This is a genomic window from Mycobacterium sp., assembly GCF_004298145.1.
In the GTDB taxonomy this organism is placed as follows: Bacteria; Actinomycetota; Actinomycetes; order Mycobacteriales; family Mycobacteriaceae; genus Mycobacterium.
On the sequence record NZ_SCRH01000068.1, the window covers coordinates 82786 to 101202 of the forward strand.

Below are 18417 nucleotides of genomic sequence, written 5' to 3' on the forward strand. Positions count from 1 at the left end.
TCACACTCCCGTTAAATCGCGTCGACGCTCTCGCGGATCCGCCGCGGGGCTGCCAAAATTTCTAGTCAGGTCGGCTGGTCGACGCGGACCAGGCACTCCGCCCAGCCCGAGGGAGAAATGATGCCCACTGTCGAGATGCGCCTCCGGGAAGATCTGCGCGGCTATGCCGTCGAGTTGAGGCAACTGGCGTATACCCTTCCCGGCGGGGTAGGCGAGCACAATCTTTTGCAACTGTCCGAGCGCATGCGCGCCGCGGCCGACCGGATGGTCCGCAAGGGCGCCTGACGGACGCGGCCCGGCCGCGAGCGATCAGCCGCCCCTGAGGCGAATCTTCCAGCGCACAAAACCCAGATAGACGGCGCTGATGAGCACCAGCATGCCGACGTCGAACGACCACGTGGCCGGCGTGTGCTGCCAGTGCGAATCCTTCGGAGTCAGCGGGCCGGGCACCAGTTTGGTCAGGTCGGCGGTGGACGCCGACGCCGCGAATCCCCATCGCGCGGGCGTGGCCCAGGACATTTGATCCAACCCCACCCGGCCGGTCACCGGGATCATCCCGCCGGAGAACACCAGCTGCGACATGACGGCCACCACCAGCAGGGGCATGATCTGCTCGTTGGACTTGGCGACGGCCGACAATGCCAGCCCCAACATGGCGGAGGCGACGCATGTCAGCGCGATGTCGACGAACAACTCCAGCCCGGGCTTGCCCAGGGCCACCGCGCCCTGGGTCGGGGCGCCCTTGCCGAGCACCGTGATGATGGTCACGATCGCCGACTGGACGATCGCGAAGACCGTGTAGACGCACACCTTCGCCAGCAGATACGCCGACGTGGACAGGCCGACCGCCTGCTCACGCAGGAAGATCGCGCGCTCCCCGATGAGGTCGCGGATGGTGAGCGCGGTGCCCATGAACACCGCACCGACGTTCAGCAGCACCAGGATCTGCCCCGGCTCGTTGGGGGCCGCACCCATCGGGTTCGGGATGCCGAAGCCGACATCGCCGGGCACCGACATCGACAATGCACCCATGATGAACGGCAGCAACGCCAGGAACACGAAATAGCCACGGTCCGAGACGATCAACCGTATCTGGCGACGCGCGATCGTGGAGAACTGCCGGACCAGGCTGGTGTGTGAGGGATCGCCGAGTTCGGCGGGTTTCTCCGCCGGGGGCGGCGCGGGAGGCGGGCCCGTCCGGGCCAGGTAGCGCGCCCGGGATCCGTCGGGGTCGCTGGCGACGGTGCTGAAGATGTCAGCCCAGTTGGTGGTGCCCATGGCCGGACCGATTTGGCTGGGCGTCCCGGAGAACGCGGTCTTGCCGCCGGGTGCGAGCAGTAAAACCTGATCGCAGACGTCCAGATAGGTCAGGGAGTGGGTCACCACGAGCACCACGCGACCGGCGTCGGCCAGCTGCCGGAGCATGGTCATCACCTGCCGGTCCAGCGCCGGGTCCAGCCCGGATGTCGGCTCGTCGAGGATCAGCAGCGACGGCCCGGTGAGCAACTCCAGCGCCACCGACGCACGCTTGCGCTGCCCGCCGGACAGCTTGTCGACCCGCGTGTGCAGATGCTGGGTCATCTCGAGTTCCTCGAGCACCCGGGCCACCACCTGCGCGCGGTCGTCCTTGGTGGTGTCCGGCGGCAGCCGCAGTTCGGCGGCGTACATCAGCGCCTGCTGAACGGTCAGCTGGCCGTGCACCACGTCGTCCTGCGGCACCATTCCGATTCGGCTGCGCAACGACGCGTACTCGGCGTGCACGTTGTGGCCCTCGAACGACACCGTCCCCGTGGTGGGGTGCGTGTACCCGGCGACCAGCCGGGCGAACGTCGATTTGCCGGCGCCGGACGGCCCGATGATCGCCGTCAACGTCCCGGGAAGCGCGGTCAGCGAGATGTTGTCCAGCAGCGTCTTGTTGTTCTCGATGGTCCAGGTCACCCCGCGCACGTCGAGGCCGCCGGTGCGCGCCGCGGTCGCGGTCTGGTCACGGCGGGCCAGGGTGCCACCGGCGAAGACGAGGTCGATGTTGCCGATCGTGACGACATCGCCGTCGCGCAGCACGGCCGAATCGACCCGGACGCCGTTGACGAACGTGCCGTTGATGCTGCGGTTGTCATGGATCTCAGTGCCGCCGGGCGCCGGGATCAGGGTGGCGTGGTGACGTGATGCCAGAACCTCGGGAATGACGATGTCGTTGTCGTTGGCGCGGCCGATCGTGATCGCACCCGGTGTCGATTCCAGCCCGGCCCTGCCCGGCCGCAGGATCTTCATCATCGACGTCGCGATGATCGACGAGTCACCGCCGACGCGGCCCGCCTGGGACGCCGCCGGCTGTGCGGTGGTGGGCGGGGCCGCGTGCATCGACGGCGGCCGGTAGATCTGCGGTGCGGGCTGGGATCCGCTGGGGGGCGCGGCCAGGGGGCCATTGGTCGGATAGCGCGCCTGCGGGCCCGAGGGATAGCTCGTCGTCGGTCCGCTGGGCGGCTGGCCGGGCTGCGCAGCGGTGGGCGGATGCACGGGATGGCGGAACGAGGCCGATGCCGGCTGCTGGGGCTGGTCGGGCCGTTGCGCGCCGGTCAGCGGGCCCGGTGGCGCCCCCACCATCGCTCCGCGGGGCGCGCTGACGATCGGTATCGACGTCGTCAGCGGCGGGCGCCCGGCCGAACCCTGGTGGCGGCCGACCTCGAAGGACAACGCCGGACCGTCCGGGTTGCCGACGTTGACACGCAGCCCATCCTGGATATCGACGACCGGGACGCGGCGGCTGTTCACGTAAAGGCCATTGAGGCTGCCGTTGTCGATGGCCATCCATCGGCCCTGGTCGTACCTCACGATGAGGTGCGTGCGGGAGATCAGGGGGTGGGCGACGCGGAGGTCCGCGCGAAGGTCGCGCCCGATCACTACATCGTTGCCTGCCGCGAAGGTGCGCTCGGCTCCCTCGTACCGCACGGTCAGCGCAGGCGGGGCTGGTGGGCTCATCAGGACCAACTGTAACGGCAGCGGCGCAACGTGGGCGTTCCGCTCATCCCCGGGCACCGGCTTCGGCCGTCACCGGCAGCGTGAAACAACCGCAGCTTCCGAAGTCGAGGAAGTGCGTCGCCGACCGAATCACCCTGCAGCGCATTTACTTTCGAGGATTTCAACCCGCGACCGCGGCGCTGCGCAGGCGGCGTGCGTTCCAGACCTTATTCCGGGCCTTGTTCCCGACAGGGGTGACGTCTTTGACGAAATCCCCGAGGTATTGGATGGCCCGCCTGCCCTCGGGCAAGATGTCGGCGGCCAGCGGGAAGTCATGGATTTGTCCGTCCCACAGGTGCAGGTCGCAGCGGATTCCGCTGGCTTCCAGGCGCTTCGCCATCAGCTCGGCGTCGGCGACCAACAGTTCGTCCGAGCTCGCGTGAATCGTGACCGGCGGCAACGAGGACAGGTCGGCATCCACCGGTGAGGCAACCGGACAGTCGCCCGGGCCGTCCAAAACCTGTGCGTTGCTGAGGTACTGAGCGAACATCGAGAATGCCCGGTGGGTGAACATCGAGCACTTACGTGCGTTGGGGTGCTTGAGCTTTCGCGCCGGATCCGCGTCGGTAAACGGTGAGACGGTCGCAACCCCGGCCGGCTCCATGACGTCCTCACGAATCGCCAACAGCGTGGTCATGAACGCCAGGTATCCCCCGGCCGAGTCGCCGGCCACCACGACCCGGTCGCCGTCGTAGCCGCGGTCCTGGAGCCAACGCAGGCCGCTGATCCCATCGTCGATGGCATCGGTGATCTGATGTGCGGGCAGCTTCCGGTACCCGACCGCGAGCACGGCGGCATCGGCGTGCTTCGACAGGCGAGTCACCAGCGAGCGATGGGTGTTGAGGCCGCAGGTGAGGAATGCGCCGCCGTGCAGATACAGAATCGCCCGCTCCCCCGATACGCCGGGCGCGCGAACCCACTCGGCGGAACAGTGCTCGAGCCGCACCGGCTCGGTCTGCGCCGATGATCCGAACCGCGGAACCAATCCCGCAAAACTGTCGACATACTCAAATGGCCAGTGCAGGTTCGGCGTGACAGCCCATGCGCGGACCGCGTTCTTGACGATCAGGCGGCTGGCGAGCGATACGGCGACCGATTGCGGGCTCTGGCGATGATGCATGCGCCGCGTCGTCGCCACGCTCGGCAATATATGGGCCGATTCGATTGTGCTCACGATGTGTCATCAACTCCTCAGTGGGCATCGGGTACCCGGCATATCGATCGATCCGCGCGCAGCAAACGTCGGGTACGTCACCGTTTGCCGTCCAAAGAGAGGGGTACCACTCGCTCACAGCGATTGCGGTTGTCGTGCGGCCGGATTTGGGTAGTACCGGCTGTGGCCGGGCCTGTCGAGTGGCCCAGGATATGAGCGATGACACACGGAGATCGTCCCGACCCGTTGCTGGCCGACCGGGTGGCGGTCGTGACGGGCGGCGGAGGCGGCATCGGCGCGGCCACTGCGCAACTTTTCGCCCGACACGGTGCGCACGTCGTCATCGCGGACATCGACGGCGAACTCGCCGACGCAACCGTCTCGGCCATCACGGCATCCGGCGCATCCGCGCGGGCGGTCGTCGCCGACGTCCGAAACCCCGACCAGGTCACCCGCTTGGCCCGAACGGTGCTGGATGGGTATGGCCGGGTGGACGTGCTGGTCAACAACGTGGGCCACTGGTTGCGCCACCCCGGAAACTTCGTCGACACCGACCCGCGGCTCTGGGATGAGCTGTACCAAATCAACCTGCACCACGTTTTTCTGCTCACCCGCGCATTCCTGCCCGCCATGGTGGACCGGCATACCGGGGCGATCGTGAACGTCTCGTCGGTCGAGGGACTGCGCGGCTACCCGGAGGATCCGGTGTATGCCGCGTTCAAGGCCGCCCTGATCGCATTCACCCGCAGCCTCGCGGTCCAAGTGGGCAACCGCGGGGTGCGGGTCAACGCGATCGCTCCCGACGTCACCGAGTCGCTGCAAGTGCCCTATTCGCAATGGCTTTCGGCGGAGGAACAGACGCGGTGGCCGCAGTGGGTTCCGGTCGGGCGGATGGGCCTGCCCGAGGATCAGGCCCGCGTGATCCTGTTTCTGGCCTCGGACCTGTCGTCCTTCGTCACCGGCCACACCATCCCCACCGACGGCGGCACCGGCGCGGCCGGCGGATGGTTCCGCTCGTCCCGCCGGCCCGGCCGGGAGTGGACGAACCGGCCCGTCGACCCCTGATCACGCAGCCTGGGCACACCGCCGAATTCCTCAGAGTGCCCGCGCGGGAGGCAATCTCGCCACAGCACCGATCCGTCGGCCTGTGCACGCCCATAGCGGGCAAGCGTGCGCGTGGCGTGGCCCAATTGCGTTGCCGTTCAGGAACGTTGACAGTGCACTGGCGGATCCGGGGCCTGAGTTTTCCCGCCGTATCGTCTACGCTATTGACCCGACATCGCTGCGCACGGTCAGCGGCGAAAGGAGCCGTAACAGTGGAAATGTGGGAGCTGGTGGCCCGTGAGCACATCCGCGACACCTTGGCGCGCTATAACTGGTCCGGCGACGCCGGTGCGCTCGACGGCCTCGCGGAGACTTTCTGCCCGGACGGCGCCCTCGAGATTCGCGGTTTCGAGCCACTGCGCGGACGATCGGCGATCGCGGAGTTCTTGGGCGGTGTCACCGGAAAGGTCGCCATCGACGCCGGTGTCAAACCGATTGTGCGCCATAACGTCGCGAATGTGTCGTTCACCGAGCTGACGCCCGGCCAGGCGCAGGTCAAGTCGTACTTCACCGTGATCACCCATATCGGGCTCGACCACTGCGGCCGTTACCGGGACATCCTGGTGCCAGATGGCGGCACCTGGCTGATCAAGCGCCGCCAGGTGTCGACGGACTGGGCGGCGCCCGACTCGGCCATGGCTCGCTAGCCCCCCGGGGCGGAGCGACCGTGATGGCATCAAACCCTATGCGCCCGTTGGTATTTCGTATAGACGAAGGATCCGAGCACCGCTCACCCCGGATCGACCTGTTCGTCGACACCTGCGGGCCGCAACAAGCGTCCGCGACATGGCGATTTCGTTAAATGTACCGGCGAATGTTTGCCGACAGCCCATCAGCGGCTACAGATAGATGTCACACCAACAGGTTGCGGCCGCCCCTCCCTCCGTTGGGGGCCGCGGGATGACCGATGGTCACGTGACCAGCCGTCGAGGCCGCGCACAGGAGACGAGCAGGTATGCAACGACTCAGTGGGCTAGACGCGTTCTTTTTGTACCTCGAATCACCGACGCAGCCGTTGAATGTTTGCTGTGTCCTGGAGCTCGATCCCACGACGACCCCAGGTGGCTATAGCTTCGCGCGCTTCCGTGAGGCGTTGGCGGCCCGGGTGGACGCCGTGCCCGAATTCCGCCTCAAGCTGGCCGACAACCAACTGAACTTCGACCATCCGGTGTGGGTGGACGACGACCGGTTCGAGCTGGCCCGTCACCTCCACCGCGTCGCGCTGCCGTCGCCCGGGGGACCCCAAGAATTAGCGGAAATCTGCGGCCACGTCGCCGGGCTGGCACTCGATCGCGATCGTCCGCTGTGGGAAATGTGGGTCATCGAAGGCCTGCACGGCGGCGACGCGCTATCCGTCATCGTCAAGGCCCACCACGCGGTGGTCGATGGCGTGGGCGGAGCCAACCTGCTCGCGCAGTTGTGCAGCAACGCGCCCGACGCGCCGCCGCCAGAACCGGCCGCCCGGACCGGCGCGGCGAATCCACTGCAGATCGCCGCCAGCGGCCTGATCGGGGCGGCGTTGCGGCCGTGGCGCCTGGCCCGGGTCGTGCCGGCCACGGCCCTGACGCTGGCGCAGACGGTCCTGCGCGCACGCAGCGGCCGCACCATGGCGGCCCCCTTCGCGGCCCCGCCGACGGCGTTCAACGGCCGGTTCACCAGGCGCCGCAACATTGCCTTGACCAGCGTCGACCTCGACGACGTCAAAACCGTCAAACAACGGTTCGGCGTGACCGTCAACGACGTGGTGACGGCGATGTGCGCGGGGGCATTGCGCCAGTTCTTCTCCGACCGCGACGCCCTGCCGCACATTCCGATGGTCGCCAGCGTGCCGGTGTCCGTCCGCGGCAAGTCCGCTCGGCCGGGGCGCAACCAGACGACCTGGATGCTGTGCCGGCTCGAAACCCACATCGACGACCCCGTCGAACGCCTCACCAACATCGCCACCGGGAACGCCGCGGCCAAGGACCACGCCGCCGCGATGGGGCCGACCCTGCTGCAGGACTGGACGCAAGTGGCCGGGCAGAGCATGTTCGGCGCCGCGATGAAACTGCTGCCCCGCATACCGCTGCCCGAAAAGCCGCCGCACAACCTGGTGATGTCCAACGTGGCCGGCCCGCAGCACCAGCTCTACTTCCTCGGTTGCCGGCTCGACACGATGTACCCGCTTGGTCCGATCATCGCCGGCGCCGGCCTCAACATCACCGTGATGTCGCTGGGCGGCCGGCTCGGCGTCGGCATCATTTCCTGCCCCGACCTCGTCCCCGACCTCTGGGACCTGGCCGAGGCGTTTCCCGTCGCGCTCAAAGAGCTGATGAATTCAACCGAGGCGGCCCGCGGCCGAACCTAGACGGCCGCCCGTTCAGCGGAACCCCGTCCAATCCCGCCGCCACGGCATGGCAGGGTGACATCCGTGGCAGACACTTCTGGACGGACGACCCTCGCCGAGCAAGACCTGCGTGAAATCAGCACGGAAAAAGGCGCTTTGCGCTACTACGACACGGGGGGCCACGGCTCCGGCCCGGTGCTGCTGTTCCTGCACGGCTCGGGGCCCGGCGTCACGGGGTGGCGCAACTTCCGCGGGGTGCTGCCGGCCTTCGCCGCCCACTATCGGTGCCTGATCCTGGAATTCCCCGGCTTCGGGGTCAGCGACGATTTCGGCGGCCACCCGATGGTCACTGCGTTCGGCACCGTATCGCCATTTTTGGATGCGCTCGGCGTCGACAAGGTACACATCGTCGGCAACTCGATGGGCGGCGGTGTGGGCATCAACTTCGCCACCCACAGTCCCGGCCGCATCGGTCGGCTGGTAACCATCGGCGGCATCGGCACCAACATCTTCAGCCCCAGCCCCAGCGAGGGCATCCGGCTGCTGCAGGAATTCGTCGAGGACCCGACGCGGCAACGGCTCGTCGACTGGCTCAAATCGATGGTCTACGACCAAGGGCTGGTCACCGAGCAACTGATCGAGGAGCGCTGGCAGCTGGCCACCGACCCCGACACGCTGGCCGCGGCGCGACGCATGTACGGCAAGGCGGCGTTCGGCGCGATGAACGCCGCGATGAGCGCCTCCGACCGGCCGCTGCCGTGGGCCACCATGCACAAGCTCACCGCGCCCACCCTGCTGACCTGGGGCCGAGACGACAGGGTGAGCCCGCCCGATATGGCCCTCATCCCGATGCGCACGATTCCCAACGCGGAACTGCACATCTTCCCCAACTCGGGGCACTGGGCGATGATCGAGGCCAAGGAGGCGTTCGAAAGCGCTGTGCTGGCGTTCCTGTCGCGCGGCTAGCGGTGATCGCGAGCGCCGCCGCGCGACGCGGGGCGCCGCCCTCGATTACGCGGACCCCGCAAGGCCTTTCGTCAACAACGCGTGCGCGTCGGGGTTGCCGTCGAGCACCCGGCTGGTGCGCGCGCCGATCCGCCAGTGACCGTCGACCCGTTGCAGCGCGAAATGGTTTGCGGTGCAGCGCCATACGCGGTAGGAACCCTTTTCGGAGCCGTCGCGGACCAGCACGACGGACTCGCAGACCGCGACCGCCTCATCGCCGTCGACGGTGACGACACACGGCCCGAGGAAGTGAGAGCAGCCCTTGGCCACCAGATTTTGGTGCGCCGACGAGCTGATCATCGCGTGCACGCCGGCGCGGCCGCGCATGTGCCGGCCGTCGACGTCGTAGCTGCCGTCATTCGCCCACAGGCCCGCGGCGGTGTCGGCATCGCCGGCGTCGACCGCCGGGCCATAGGACGCGATCAACCGGGCGATGTCGCGTTCGTCCTCGAGCCGGCGCACCCGGGCCAGCAGTTCGTCGACGGCGGTCACGGTGTTCTCCTCATCGCTGGGTGGCGCCCGCATCGACGGGCAGGGTGATCGCGGTGATGTAGCGCGCCTCGTCGGAGGCCAGGAACAGCGCGGCATTGGCGACATCGAGCGGATCGATCCACGGCACCGCAAGCATGTTCATCGAGCGGGCGGCCTCGGCGAATTCGGCGCGCGTGGGCGGCCGGTCCAGGTCCGGACGAAACGCGCTGCTGACGACGTCGTTCTGGATCATCGGTGTGTCGACATTGGTCGGGTTGACGCAGTTGACCCGGACATTGTGTGGCGCAAGCTCATTGGCCAGTGTGCGCATCAGGCCGACCACGCCGTGCTTGGCGGCCGTGTAGTGCGCGACACCGACCAACCCGCGCAGCCCGGCGATGGAGCTCGTCAGGACCATCGCGCCGGCGCCGCGCGCGATGAGGTGGGGTGCGCCGGCGCGGCAGGTGTGCCACACCCCGGTGAGGTTGACGTCCAGCATGGTGCGCCAGACGTCTTCGTCCAGGTCGACCGCCATGCCGCGCGACGTGATTCCCGCGGTTGCGCACACCACGTCGAGTCCGCCGAACCGCTCGGCACCGCGGTCGGTGGCGGCCTGCATGCCGGCGAGGTCACGCACGTCGACGATTTCGGTGTGCACGCACCCGCCGGCCTCGCTGACCAACGACGCGGTGGTGTCGAGGTCGTCCGGCGTGCTGAGCGGGATCATCACCGTGTCGACCGGGCCGCACACGTCCAGCGCCACGACGTCGGCGCCCTCCTGCGCGAACCGCACCGCCTGCGCGCGACCGATCCCCCGCGCCGCGCCGGTGATCAGGGCGACCTTGCCCGCGAGCCGCCCATGTCGCTTGGCGCTCATGTCGTCTTCTGGGTCAGACCGGCATCGACGACCAGCTGGGTGCCGGTGATGTAGCGGGCTTCGTCGGACGCCAGGAACAGCACGGCGTTGGCGATGTCGACGGGCTCCACCCACGGCACCGGCAGCAGGTTACGGGCCCGCAGCACTTCGGCCGCGTCGGCCTCCGTCGGGTTGGCCAGGTCCGGCCGAAGCCGCCGAAAGGTGGCCTCGTTGAGCACCATCGGCGTCGCGACCGGTCCGGGGTGCACGGTGTTGACCCGAATGCCGCGCGGCCCGAGCTCGTTGGCCAGCGTGCGCGCCAGGCCCACCACCGCGTGCTTGCTGGCGGTGTAGTGGGCGGTATTGGGCAGACCGCGAATGCCACTGGTGGAACTGATGATGACGACCGAACCGCCCGAGTCGCCTCCCCGATCAAACATGTGCGGCACGCCCGCCCTGACCGTGTGCCAAACGCCGGTGAGGTTGATGTCCAGGGTGCGCTGCCACACCTGCGGGTCGAGTTCCCACGACGGTGCGCCCGGCAGGTGGACGCCGGCGTTGGCGACGATGACGTCGAGCCGGCCCAGCTCGGCGACGCCGGCATCGATGGCGGCGGTGACGGCCACGAGATCGCTGATGTCGGCCAGGCCGGTCACGCAGCGCCGACCGCGATCGGCGACTTTCCGTGCGGTGTCGTGTAATTCGCCGGCCGCCGCGGCAGCGTCGAGCGCGATCACATCCGCGCCCTCGTCGGCGAAGCGCTGACAATGCACCCGCCCGGTTCCTTGAGCGGCACCGGTGACCACGACAACCTTGTCCAGCAATCCCGTCATTGTTCGATGAGATCGAAGCCCCGGTAGCCGGCGTTGGCGACCTCGGCGCAGATGTCGTTGTAGGTTGCGAAGCCGCCGACGAACAGCATGAAACCCCGGGGCTTTCCCGGCACGTTCGCGCCCATGTACCAGGAGTTCGCCTTGGTGAACAGCGTCGTCTCGGCCCGGCGGGCGCATTCGGCGCCCCAGCCGTCCACGCTGTCGACGGTGGCTTCCATTGCGGCGTAACCGTGGTCGTCGAGGAAGGCGATGGCCTCGGCGATCCAGTTCACCTGGGCTTCGGCGTGCAAGACCATGTTCGCCAGCACGGCGGGTGCCCCCGGGCCCGAGATCAAAAACAGGTTGGGGAAGCCGTCGACGCCCAGCCCCAAATAGGTGCGGGGTCCATGCGCCCAGTCCTCGCGCAGGGCGCTCCCGCGACGCCCAAGGATATCGATCCGGCCCAACGCTCCGGTCATCGCGTCGAAACCCGTTGCCAACACGATCATGTCGACGTCGTAATGGGTCTCGGTGGTATTGATCCCGGTGGTGTCGACGGACTCGATCGGGGTGCCGCGCACGCTGATCAGCGACACGTTCGGGCGGTTGAAGGTCTCAAAGTAGTTGCTGTCGGTGCAGATTCGCTTGGTGCCGATCGGGTGATCGTGGGGAATCAGTAGGTCGGCGACGGCCGGATCCTCGATGATCGCCCGGATTTTCTCTTCGTAGAATCTGCGGGCCTCTTCGTTGGCTTCCAGATTGATCATCTGGTCCGGGAACGTCTTCGAGAACAGCACACCGCCCAGCTGCCAACGCTTTTCGAATGCCGCGCGGCGCTCCTCGGGCGTGAACTGCATGGTCGGCTTCGGGGCCGTAAGGTGCGGTGAGCCACCGCCGCTGCGCCAGGACTTCGCGCGCCGCTGCGCATATCCCGCCTTGAGGTCGTCCAGCTCTTCGGCGGACAACGGTCTGTTACCCGCCGGGACGCTGTAATTGGGTGTGCGCTGGAAGACGTAGAGGTGTGCGGCCTGCTCGGCGATAAGCGGGATCGATTGAATGCCCGAGGATCCGGTACCGATGACCGCCACCCGCTTGCCGGTGAACTCGACGGGGCGGTCGGGCCACTCGGCGGTGTGGTAGATCTCGCCCGCAAAGGCGTCCAGGCCGTTGAAGTCCGGGGTCAGCGCGGCCGACAACGGACCGGTTGCCATGAGGCAAAACCGCGCCGAGATGGTCCGCCCGGTATCGGTGGTGACCGTCCAGCGCAGCGTCGTCTCGTCAAGTGCAGCCGAGATCACGCGGGTGCTCAGCACGATGTCGCGGCGCAGGTCGAGTTTGTCGGCGGCCCAGTTCAGATACTCGAGGATCTCCGCTTGGGTCGCGTAGCGTTCGGTCCAGTTCCATTCCTGCTGGAGTTCATCGGAGAACGAGTAGCAGTAATCGACGCTCTCGACATCGCAGCGCGCGCCGGGATACCGGTTGTAGTACCAGGTGCCACCGAGTTCGGGTGCGGCTTCCAGCACTCGCACCGACAGGCCCTGGCTGCGCAGCTTGTGCAGGGCGTACAGGCCGGCGAACCCAGCGCCGACCACGACGACATCGAGAGATTGCCGGCCGGGATCGCTCACAAGTACTCACCGTAGGTCCTCGGACGTCGCGAACCGCTCCCCCTCCCGGTCACCGGACGCTGGAGGCGAGTTTTCCCGACCACCGGGCGCGCGGGCTCGTCGGCGCGCGCCCGGTGACCGACGATCGCCGCATGCCCCACGTCACGCGCGTCGAAGTCGATCTGGACGGTCAACGGCATCGCTTGCGCTGGCCCAACAGTCAGACGCTGGTCGAGACATTGCTCGCGGCGGGGATCGCCGTGCCCCACTCGTGCCGGGAGGGCCGCTGTGGCTCGTGCGTGGCGACCGTCGTCACCGGCGATGTCCACATGGCCCCGTGCGACGTGCTCGACGCCGGAGCTCTCGAGGAAGGCCTGATTCTGGCCTGTCAGGCTCGGCCGGCCGGCACCGATGTTCATGTCGAATTTTGACCGTGTTGTGTCCGCTCATCGGGATTTCCTTTGGGACGGGCCGTGACTGCGGTAGACCATTACTAGGCACCCACAGGTAAGGACGACAAACATGAGCGAGCGGGTACTCGACCGGGTCGTGGCCATGGCCGACCAGTTGCGCGACCAGGCCGCGGAAGCCGAACAACTCGGCCGGCTGACCGACGACACCGTCAAGCTGATGAAGGGCGCCGGCGTGATCCGGCTGTTGCAGCCCAAGAGTTACCAGGGGTTTGAGGTCCACCCCCGCGAATGGGCCGAGACGGCGATGGCCACCGCGGCACTGGACCCGGCCGCCGGTTGGATCGTCGGCGTGGTGGGCGTCCACCCCCACCAGTTGGCGTATGCCGACCCGAAGGTGGCTGCCGAGGTCTGGGCCGACGACGTCGACACCTGGATGGCCTCGCCGTATGCACCGCAGGGTGTGGCCAAGCCCGTCGACGGCGGCTACCTCTTCAACGGCCGCTGGCAGTTCAGCTCGGGCACCGACCATTGCGACTGGATCATCCTGGGGGCGATGCTCGGCGATGACAAGGGCATCCCGTTGATGCCGCCGCAAATGCTGCACATGATCCTGCCGCGCAAGGACTACGCGATCGTCGAGGACTCGTGGAATGTGGTGGGGCTGCGCGGAACCGGCTCCAAGGACGTCATCGTCTCCGACGCGTTCGTCCCGGCCTACCGCACCATGGACGCGGCGAAGGTGATGGACGGCACGGCCCAGCGTGAGGCCGGCATGACCGAGCCGCTGTACCTGATGCCGTGGTCGACGATGTTCCCGCTCGGCATTTCCGCGGCGACCATCGGCATCGCCGAGGGCGCGCTGGCCGCGCACCTGGATTACCAGCGGGGCCGGGTGGGCGCCACCGGCACCGCGATCAAGGACGATCCCTACGTGATGCACGCGATCGGCGAGGCCGCCGCCGACATCAACGCCGCCCGCCAGGAACTGCTGGCCAACGCCGACCGCATCTACGACATGGTCGCGGCGGGTAAAGAGGTGTCGTTCGCCGATCGCGCGGCCGGGCGCCGTACCCAGATTCGCGCGGTGTGGCGGGCTGTGTCGGCGGTCGACGAGATCTTCGCCCGCTCGGGCGGCAACGCGGCCCGGATGGACAAGCCGCTGCAACGGTATTGGCGTGACGTGCACGTCGGCCAGATGCACGCCATCCATGTGCCCGGCACCACCTACCACGCGTCGGCGCTGAGTTCGATCGGGATCGACCCGCCCGAAGGCCCGCTGCGGGCCCTGATCTGAGCCGGAGGACTCGCGACGTGAGCGACCTGAAAAGCCTGGGCTACATCACCATTTCGACCAACGACATCGACCGTTGGCGCCAGTTCGCCTTCGGGGTGCTGGGTTTCGCCGAAGGTAAGGGCCCCGACCCGTCGGCACTGTATCTGCGGATGGACGAGCGGGCGGCCCGGCTGATCGTGGTGCCCGGTGCGACCGACCGGGTGTTGGCCGTCGGCTGGGAAGTGCGCGACCACCCGGGGTTGCAACGAGTGCAGGCCGCCCTCGACGGCGCCGGCGTGGCGTACAAACAGCTCTCCACCGAGGAGGCCGAGGCCCGCCGCGTCGAAGAGGTGATCACCTTCGAGGATCCCGCAGGCACCACGCTCGAGGTGTTCCACGGCGCGGTGCTCGACCACAGCCCCATCGTCACCCCGTTCGGCGCGCGATTCGTCACCGGCGACCAGGGCATGGGCCACGTGGTGGTGCCGGCGGTGGACGCCAACGGCCTGTTCGATTTCTACACCGAGGTTCTGGGTTTCCGCGCCCGCGGCGCGTTCCGGGTGCCGCTGCCCAAAGAGTTTGGCCCGGTGCGGGTTCGGTTCCTGGGCATCAACGAGCGACACCACAGCCTGGCGATCGTGCCCGCCGCGCACCAGCGCGACCCGCGCCTGGTCCACATCATGGTCGAGGTCGACGCCCTCGACGCCGTCGGGCAGGCGCTGGACCGGGTCAACGCCGGGGGCTTCCAGCTCTCGTCCACCCTCGGGCGCCACACCAACGACAAGATGGTCTCGTTCTATGTCCGCGCCCCCGGCGACTGGGACATCGAGTTCGGCACCGACGGGATGCGGGTCGACGAAACCTATTACACCGCAGAGGAAATCACCGCGGACAGCTACTGGGGCCACCAGTGGGTCGGCGAGATGCCCGCGGCGATGCGGCTGTGACACCCGAATCCGACGTGACGCCGATCGCGGCGTCGTCGATCACCGCCTGGGACGCCGACGCCGACGTCGTCATCGCCGGATACGGGATCGCGGGCGCCGCCGCGGCGGTCGAAGCGGCCCGGTCCGGCGCCGACGTCTTGGTGCTGGAACGCACCGGCTCCTGGGGCGGCGCGGCGTCGATGGCCGGCGGTTTTATCTACCTCGGCGGCGGCACACCACTGCAAAAGGCTTGCGGTTTCACCGATTCCGTCGACAACATGGCGGCGTTCCTGAACGTGGCCATGGGGCCCGGGGCCGACGAAAACAGGATCGCCGACTACTGCGCCGGCAGCGTCGCGCACTTCGACTGGCTTGTCGGCTGCGGTGTGCCGTTCAAGGCGGAGTTCTTCTCCGAGCCCGGGTGGGAGCCCATGGGCGATCAGGGGCTGATGTACAGCGGTGGCGAAAACTCCTACCCGTTCAACACCATCGCCTCCCCCGCCCCGCGCGGGCACGTCCCGCAAATGCAGAACAAGAAGCAGGGCGAGGCCAGCGCCGGCTACATGCTGATGAAGCCGCTCGTCGAAACGGCCACCGCCGCCGGCGCGCGAGCGCTCTACGACGTGCGGGTGCAGCGGCTGATCGTGGAATCCGACGGCCGGGTGGTGGGTATCTGCGCCCGCCAGTACGGGAACGACATGACCGTCCGGGCGCGCCGCGGAGTCGTGCTCGCCACGGGCAGCTTCGCCTACAACGACGCGATGGTGGCGCGCTATGCGCCGCGCATTGCGGGCCGGCCGGCCGCTTCCATCGAGCAGCACGACGGGCAGTCGATCCGGATGGCGCAGGCGCTGGGCGCCGACCTGGCGCACATGGACGCCACCGAGGTCGCGATCTTCGTCGACCCCCAGCAGCTGGTGCGCGGCATCCTGGTCAATGGACGCGGTCAGCGCTATGTCGCCGAGGACACCTACCCGGGACGGATCGGCCAGCTCACCCTGTACCAGCAGGACAACATCGCCTATCTGATCATCGACGGTGCGGCGCAGGAGGAGGCGATGGGCTCGTGGTCGCCGAAGCTCATGCTGCGCCCGGCGACCTGGGTGGCCGACACCGTCGCCGACCTGGAACGCGACATGGGCCTGCCGCCCGGGTCGTTGCAGGCCACGGTGGCCGCCTACAACGCGGGCGCCGCGCGCGGCGAGGATCCGCTGCTGCATAAGAAGCCCGAGTGGATCAAGCCGATCGGCTCCCCGGTCGGAGCGATCGACCTGCGGGAAAGCACGGGCGGCTTCACGCTGGGCGGGCTGGCCACCACGCTGGACGCCGAGGTGCTGCACGTCAGCGGCGCGCCCATCCCGGGACTCTTCGCCGCCGGCCGTTGCACCGCCGGCCTCGCCGCCTGGGGTTACGCCAGTGGCGTCTCGCTCGGTGACGGCAGCTTCTACGGGCGCCGCGCCGGCCGCTCGGCCGCCAACGCCTGAATTTCCTTCGCGAAGTCTGGGTGTACTGCCCGCGGCCGTAACGCCACGGCGGAATATCGCGCCAAGATGCACCCCCGCGTTACGAGCGCGAGAGAGAACCGCCGCTTCCGCGCTCGCGCGGTGTGTGACAGCGGCCACAGCGGTGTGATAGAACTATCTTCCTAATAGGAATATGCCAGCCAGGAGGATATATGCCGGCGCCTGTCGAAACCCCCACCGCGGTCATCGACCGCATCTCGCTGGTGCTGGACGCGTTCGACGGGCCCGGACGGCTGACGCTGGCTCAGATCGTGCGGCGTACCGGCCTGCCGCGCTCGTCGGCGCACCGGATGCTCGAGCGGCTGGTGCAACTGCGCTGGCTGCGCCGCAGCGGCCGCGACTATGAGCTCGGCATGCGGCTGGTCGAGCTGGGCTCGCTGGCCGTGCACCAGGATCGGCTGGTGCGGGCGGCCGGCCCCCTGCTGGGCGAATTGCACCGCGCCACCGGGCTTGTCGTGCACCTCGCGGTGCTGGACGGAGCCGACGTCGTCTACCTCGACAAGGTCGGCGACCACAGGATCCCCACGCGCGTGGGTGCTCGTCAGCCCGCCCACTGTACGGCCGTCGGCAAGGCGATCCTGGCCTACCGCGACGGTGAGCCCGAGCTCGACCTGCGGGTGCGTCAGACGAAGTACTCGATCTCCAGCGGTGCCCAACTCGCCGTTGAACTGGCGAAGGTGCGTGCCCACGGCGTCGCCTTCGAGCGTGAGGAGTCGCTGCTCGGATTCGGTTGCGTCGCAGCGCCGATCGGCGGCCCCGGCGAGGCCCAGGAAGTGGTCGCCGCGGTGTCGGTGTGCGGCCCGATGAATCGCATGACGTTCGATCAACGGCTGGCCGCCCCGGTGCGCATGACGGCGATGGGCATCTGGCGCAACGTCGAAGACGGCCCGCAGCGGGTGGCGCCGACGCTGCAGCCGTTGCGTCCGTTGCGGGCGGCCCCGGCGCAGCGACCGGCCCTGCAGTACGCGTGAGCCTCGACCCGCAGATCGCGGCGATCATCGAGCAATTGGATGGCGGGTTTCCACCGGTCCAGGAGATGAGCGGTGACGGGGCCCGGGCGCTCATCCGGTCCAGATTGGTGCCGCCGGCGCAGCCCGAATCCATCGCCGAGGTCGCCGATCGCTCGGTCGAGGGTCAGGGCGGCCCGATCCCCGTGCGCGTATACCGGCCCGAGGCCGTGGGGCCGCTCCCCATCGTCGTGTACGCGCACGGCGGCGGGTTCGTGTTCTGCGATCTGGACAGCCACGACGGTCTCTGCCGTAACATCGCCAACCTTGTTCCCGCCGTTGTTGTTTCGGTCGACTATCGGCTGGCTCCGGAAAACTCCTGGCCGGCCGCTGCCGAGGACGTGTACGCCGTGACGTGCTGGGCCTACGACAACGCCGCCGCGCTCGGGGCCGATCCCGAACGCCTCGTCGTGGGCGGTGATAGCGCCGGGGGCAACCTGGCCGCGGTGACCGCGGTGATGGCCCGCGACCGCGGCGGCCCGATGCCGGCCGCCCAACTGCTGCTCTATCCGGTGATCGCCGCCGACTTCGAAACCGAGTCCTACCGGCTGTTCGGCCAGGGCTACTACAACCCGAGGCCGGCGCTGCAGTGGTACTGGGATTGCTACGTGCCGTCGTTCGAGGACCGCGCGCACCCTTACGCCACACCGCTGAACGCCGACCTGCGCGGGCTGCCGCCCGCCGTGGTGGTGGTCGTCGGCCACGATCCTCTGCGCGACGAGGGACTGGCCTTCGGCGCTGCGCTCGAGGCGGCCGGCGTGCCCACCGTGCAATTGCGTTACGAGGGCGGCATCCACGGATTTATGACGATGCCGATGCTCGACATCGCGCACCGGGCGCGCAAGGAAGCGGTTGCGGCGCTAGCCGATCTGCTGCAACGGTAGGTTCCCGGTGGTCGGGAGCTGCCGACGCCGCGCCGCCCG

General features: G+C 68.3%; 17 protein-coding genes. 11 read left to right on the forward strand and 6 right to left on the reverse strand.

The genetic code is table 11. The features are described from left to right. Positions 1–120: 120 nt before the first annotated feature. Positions 121–285, forward strand: coding sequence for a hypothetical protein (locus EPN51_RS27195; protein WP_293048974.1), 165 nt, complete (start codon positions 121–123; stop codon positions 283–285). Positions 286–309: 24 nt separating this feature from the next. On the opposite strand, the gene EPN51_RS27200 is transcribed toward EPN51_RS27195, so the two are convergent. Both EPN51_RS27200 and EPN51_RS27205 read right to left on the reverse strand, forming a co-directional pair. Continuing rightward, the gene (locus tag EPN51_RS27200) at positions 310–2979 is read right to left on the reverse strand and encodes an FHA domain-containing protein (protein ID WP_293048975.1); all 2670 of its coding nucleotides are present in this window, start codon (positions 2977–2979) and stop codon (positions 310–312) included. 160 nt (positions 2980–3139) lie between these two features. Continuing rightward, complete coding sequence (locus EPN51_RS27205; RefSeq protein ID WP_293048976.1) at positions 3140–4156, reverse strand: alpha/beta hydrolase; 1017 nt, start codon at positions 4154–4156, stop codon at positions 3140–3142. 234 nt (positions 4157–4390) lie between these two features. On the opposite strand from EPN51_RS27205, the gene EPN51_RS27210 reads away from it, so the two are divergent. The 4 genes from EPN51_RS27210 (at position 4391) to EPN51_RS27225 (ending at position 8567) form a co-directional block, all read left to right on the forward strand. Beyond that, positions 4391–5236 carry an SDR family oxidoreductase gene (locus tag EPN51_RS27210; RefSeq protein WP_293048977.1) on the forward strand — a complete coding sequence of 282 codons (846 nt, stop codon included), beginning with the start codon at positions 4391–4393 and terminating at the stop codon, positions 5234–5236. 251 nt (positions 5237–5487) lie between these two features. Further along, a complete protein-coding gene (locus EPN51_RS27215; RefSeq protein ID WP_293048978.1) occupies positions 5488–5922 on the forward strand; it encodes a nuclear transport factor 2 family protein in 435 nt (144 codons plus the stop codon). Positions 5923–6230: 308 nt separating this feature from the next. Next, the gene (locus tag EPN51_RS27220) at positions 6231–7622 is read left to right on the forward strand and encodes a wax ester/triacylglycerol synthase family O-acyltransferase (RefSeq protein WP_293048979.1); all 1392 of its coding nucleotides are present in this window, start codon (positions 6231–6233) and stop codon (positions 7620–7622) included. Positions 7623–7685: 63 nt separating this feature from the next. Continuing rightward, a complete protein-coding gene (locus EPN51_RS27225; protein ID WP_293048980.1) occupies positions 7686–8567 on the forward strand; it encodes an alpha/beta fold hydrolase in 882 nt (293 codons plus the stop codon). A gap of 45 nt (positions 8568–8612) precedes the next feature. Here the strand turns inward: EPN51_RS27225 and EPN51_RS27230 are convergent, their stop codons facing one another. From EPN51_RS27230 to EPN51_RS27245, 4 genes are read right to left on the reverse strand one after another with little or no spacing between them, the layout of a single operon-like run. Further along, positions 8613–9098 (reverse strand): nuclear transport factor 2 family protein, encoded by a 486-nt coding sequence (locus EPN51_RS27230; protein ID WP_293049028.1) that lies wholly within the window; start codon positions 9096–9098, stop codon positions 8613–8615. Between the two features lie 10 nt (positions 9099–9108). Then, positions 9109–9954, reverse strand: coding sequence for a mycofactocin-coupled SDR family oxidoreductase (locus tag EPN51_RS27235; RefSeq protein ID WP_293048981.1), 846 nt, complete (start codon positions 9952–9954; stop codon positions 9109–9111). Further along, a complete protein-coding gene (locus EPN51_RS27240) occupies positions 9951–10766 on the reverse strand; it encodes a mycofactocin-coupled SDR family oxidoreductase (RefSeq protein ID WP_293048982.1) in 816 nt (271 codons plus the stop codon). Before EPN51_RS27240 ends, EPN51_RS27235 begins: the two co-directional genes overlap by 4 nt. Then, positions 10763–12373 carry an NAD(P)/FAD-dependent oxidoreductase gene (locus EPN51_RS27245; protein WP_293048983.1) on the reverse strand — a complete coding sequence of 537 codons (1611 nt, stop codon included), beginning with the start codon at positions 12371–12373 and terminating at the stop codon, positions 10763–10765. Before EPN51_RS27245 ends, EPN51_RS27240 begins: the two co-directional genes overlap by 4 nt. Positions 12374–12504: 131 nt before the next feature. Here EPN51_RS27245 and EPN51_RS27250 point away from each other — a divergent pair, with 131 nt between their 5' ends. From EPN51_RS27250 to EPN51_RS27275, 6 genes are all read left to right on the forward strand, one after another. Then, entirely contained in the window at positions 12505–12783 is a 279-nt protein-coding gene (locus EPN51_RS27250; RefSeq protein WP_293049029.1) for a 2Fe-2S iron-sulfur cluster binding domain-containing protein, read from the forward strand. 91 nt (positions 12784–12874) lie between these two features. Then, positions 12875–14059, forward strand: a complete 1185-nt coding sequence (locus tag EPN51_RS27255) for an acyl-CoA dehydrogenase family protein (protein ID WP_293048984.1) — start codon at positions 12875–12877, stop codon at positions 14057–14059. Between the two features lie 17 nt (positions 14060–14076). Further along, positions 14077–14985, forward strand: coding sequence for a biphenyl-2,3-diol 1,2-dioxygenase (gene bphC / locus EPN51_RS27260; RefSeq protein ID WP_293048985.1), 909 nt, complete (start codon positions 14077–14079; stop codon positions 14983–14985). Then, positions 14982–16448, forward strand: coding sequence for an FAD-dependent oxidoreductase (locus tag EPN51_RS27265; protein ID WP_293048986.1), 1467 nt, complete (start codon positions 14982–14984; stop codon positions 16446–16448). The genes bphC and EPN51_RS27265 overlap by 4 nt, the downstream gene beginning before the upstream one ends. A gap of 191 nt (positions 16449–16639) precedes the next feature. Then, positions 16640–17458: an IclR family transcriptional regulator gene (locus EPN51_RS27270; RefSeq protein ID WP_293048987.1), complete on the forward strand. Its 819-nt coding sequence runs from the start codon at positions 16640–16642 to the stop codon at positions 17456–17458. After that, positions 17455–18378, forward strand: a complete 924-nt coding sequence (locus EPN51_RS27275; RefSeq protein WP_293048988.1) for an alpha/beta hydrolase — start codon at positions 17455–17457, stop codon at positions 18376–18378. Before EPN51_RS27270 ends, EPN51_RS27275 begins: the two co-directional genes overlap by 4 nt. Positions 18379–18417 lie beyond the last annotated feature (39 nt).

Coding starts and splice junctions, on each gene's coding strand:
- EPN51_RS27195 (WP_293048974.1), top strand. CDS start 121: ATGCCCACTGTCGAGATGCGCCTCCGGGAAGATCTGCGCGGCTATGCC.
- EPN51_RS27200 (WP_293048975.1), bottom strand. CDS start 2,979: ATGAGCCCACCAGCCCCGCCTGCGCTGACCGTGCGGTACGAGGGAGCC.
- EPN51_RS27210 (WP_293048977.1), top strand. CDS start 4,391: ATGACACACGGAGATCGTCCCGACCCGTTGCTGGCCGACCGGGTGGCG.
- EPN51_RS27220 (WP_293048979.1), top strand. CDS start 6,231: ATGCAACGACTCAGTGGGCTAGACGCGTTCTTTTTGTACCTCGAATCA.
- EPN51_RS27235 (WP_293048981.1), bottom strand. CDS start 9,954: ATGAGCGCCAAGCGACATGGGCGGCTCGCGGGCAAGGTCGCCCTGATC.
- EPN51_RS27240 (WP_293048982.1), bottom strand. CDS start 10,766: ATGACGGGATTGCTGGACAAGGTTGTCGTGGTCACCGGTGCCGCTCAA.
- EPN51_RS27250 (WP_293049029.1), top strand. CDS start 12,505: ATGCCCCACGTCACGCGCGTCGAAGTCGATCTGGACGGTCAACGGCAT.
- EPN51_RS27255 (WP_293048984.1), top strand. CDS start 12,875: ATGAGCGAGCGGGTACTCGACCGGGTCGTGGCCATGGCCGACCAGTTG.
- EPN51_RS27270 (WP_293048987.1), top strand. CDS start 16,640: ATGCCGGCGCCTGTCGAAACCCCCACCGCGGTCATCGACCGCATCTCG.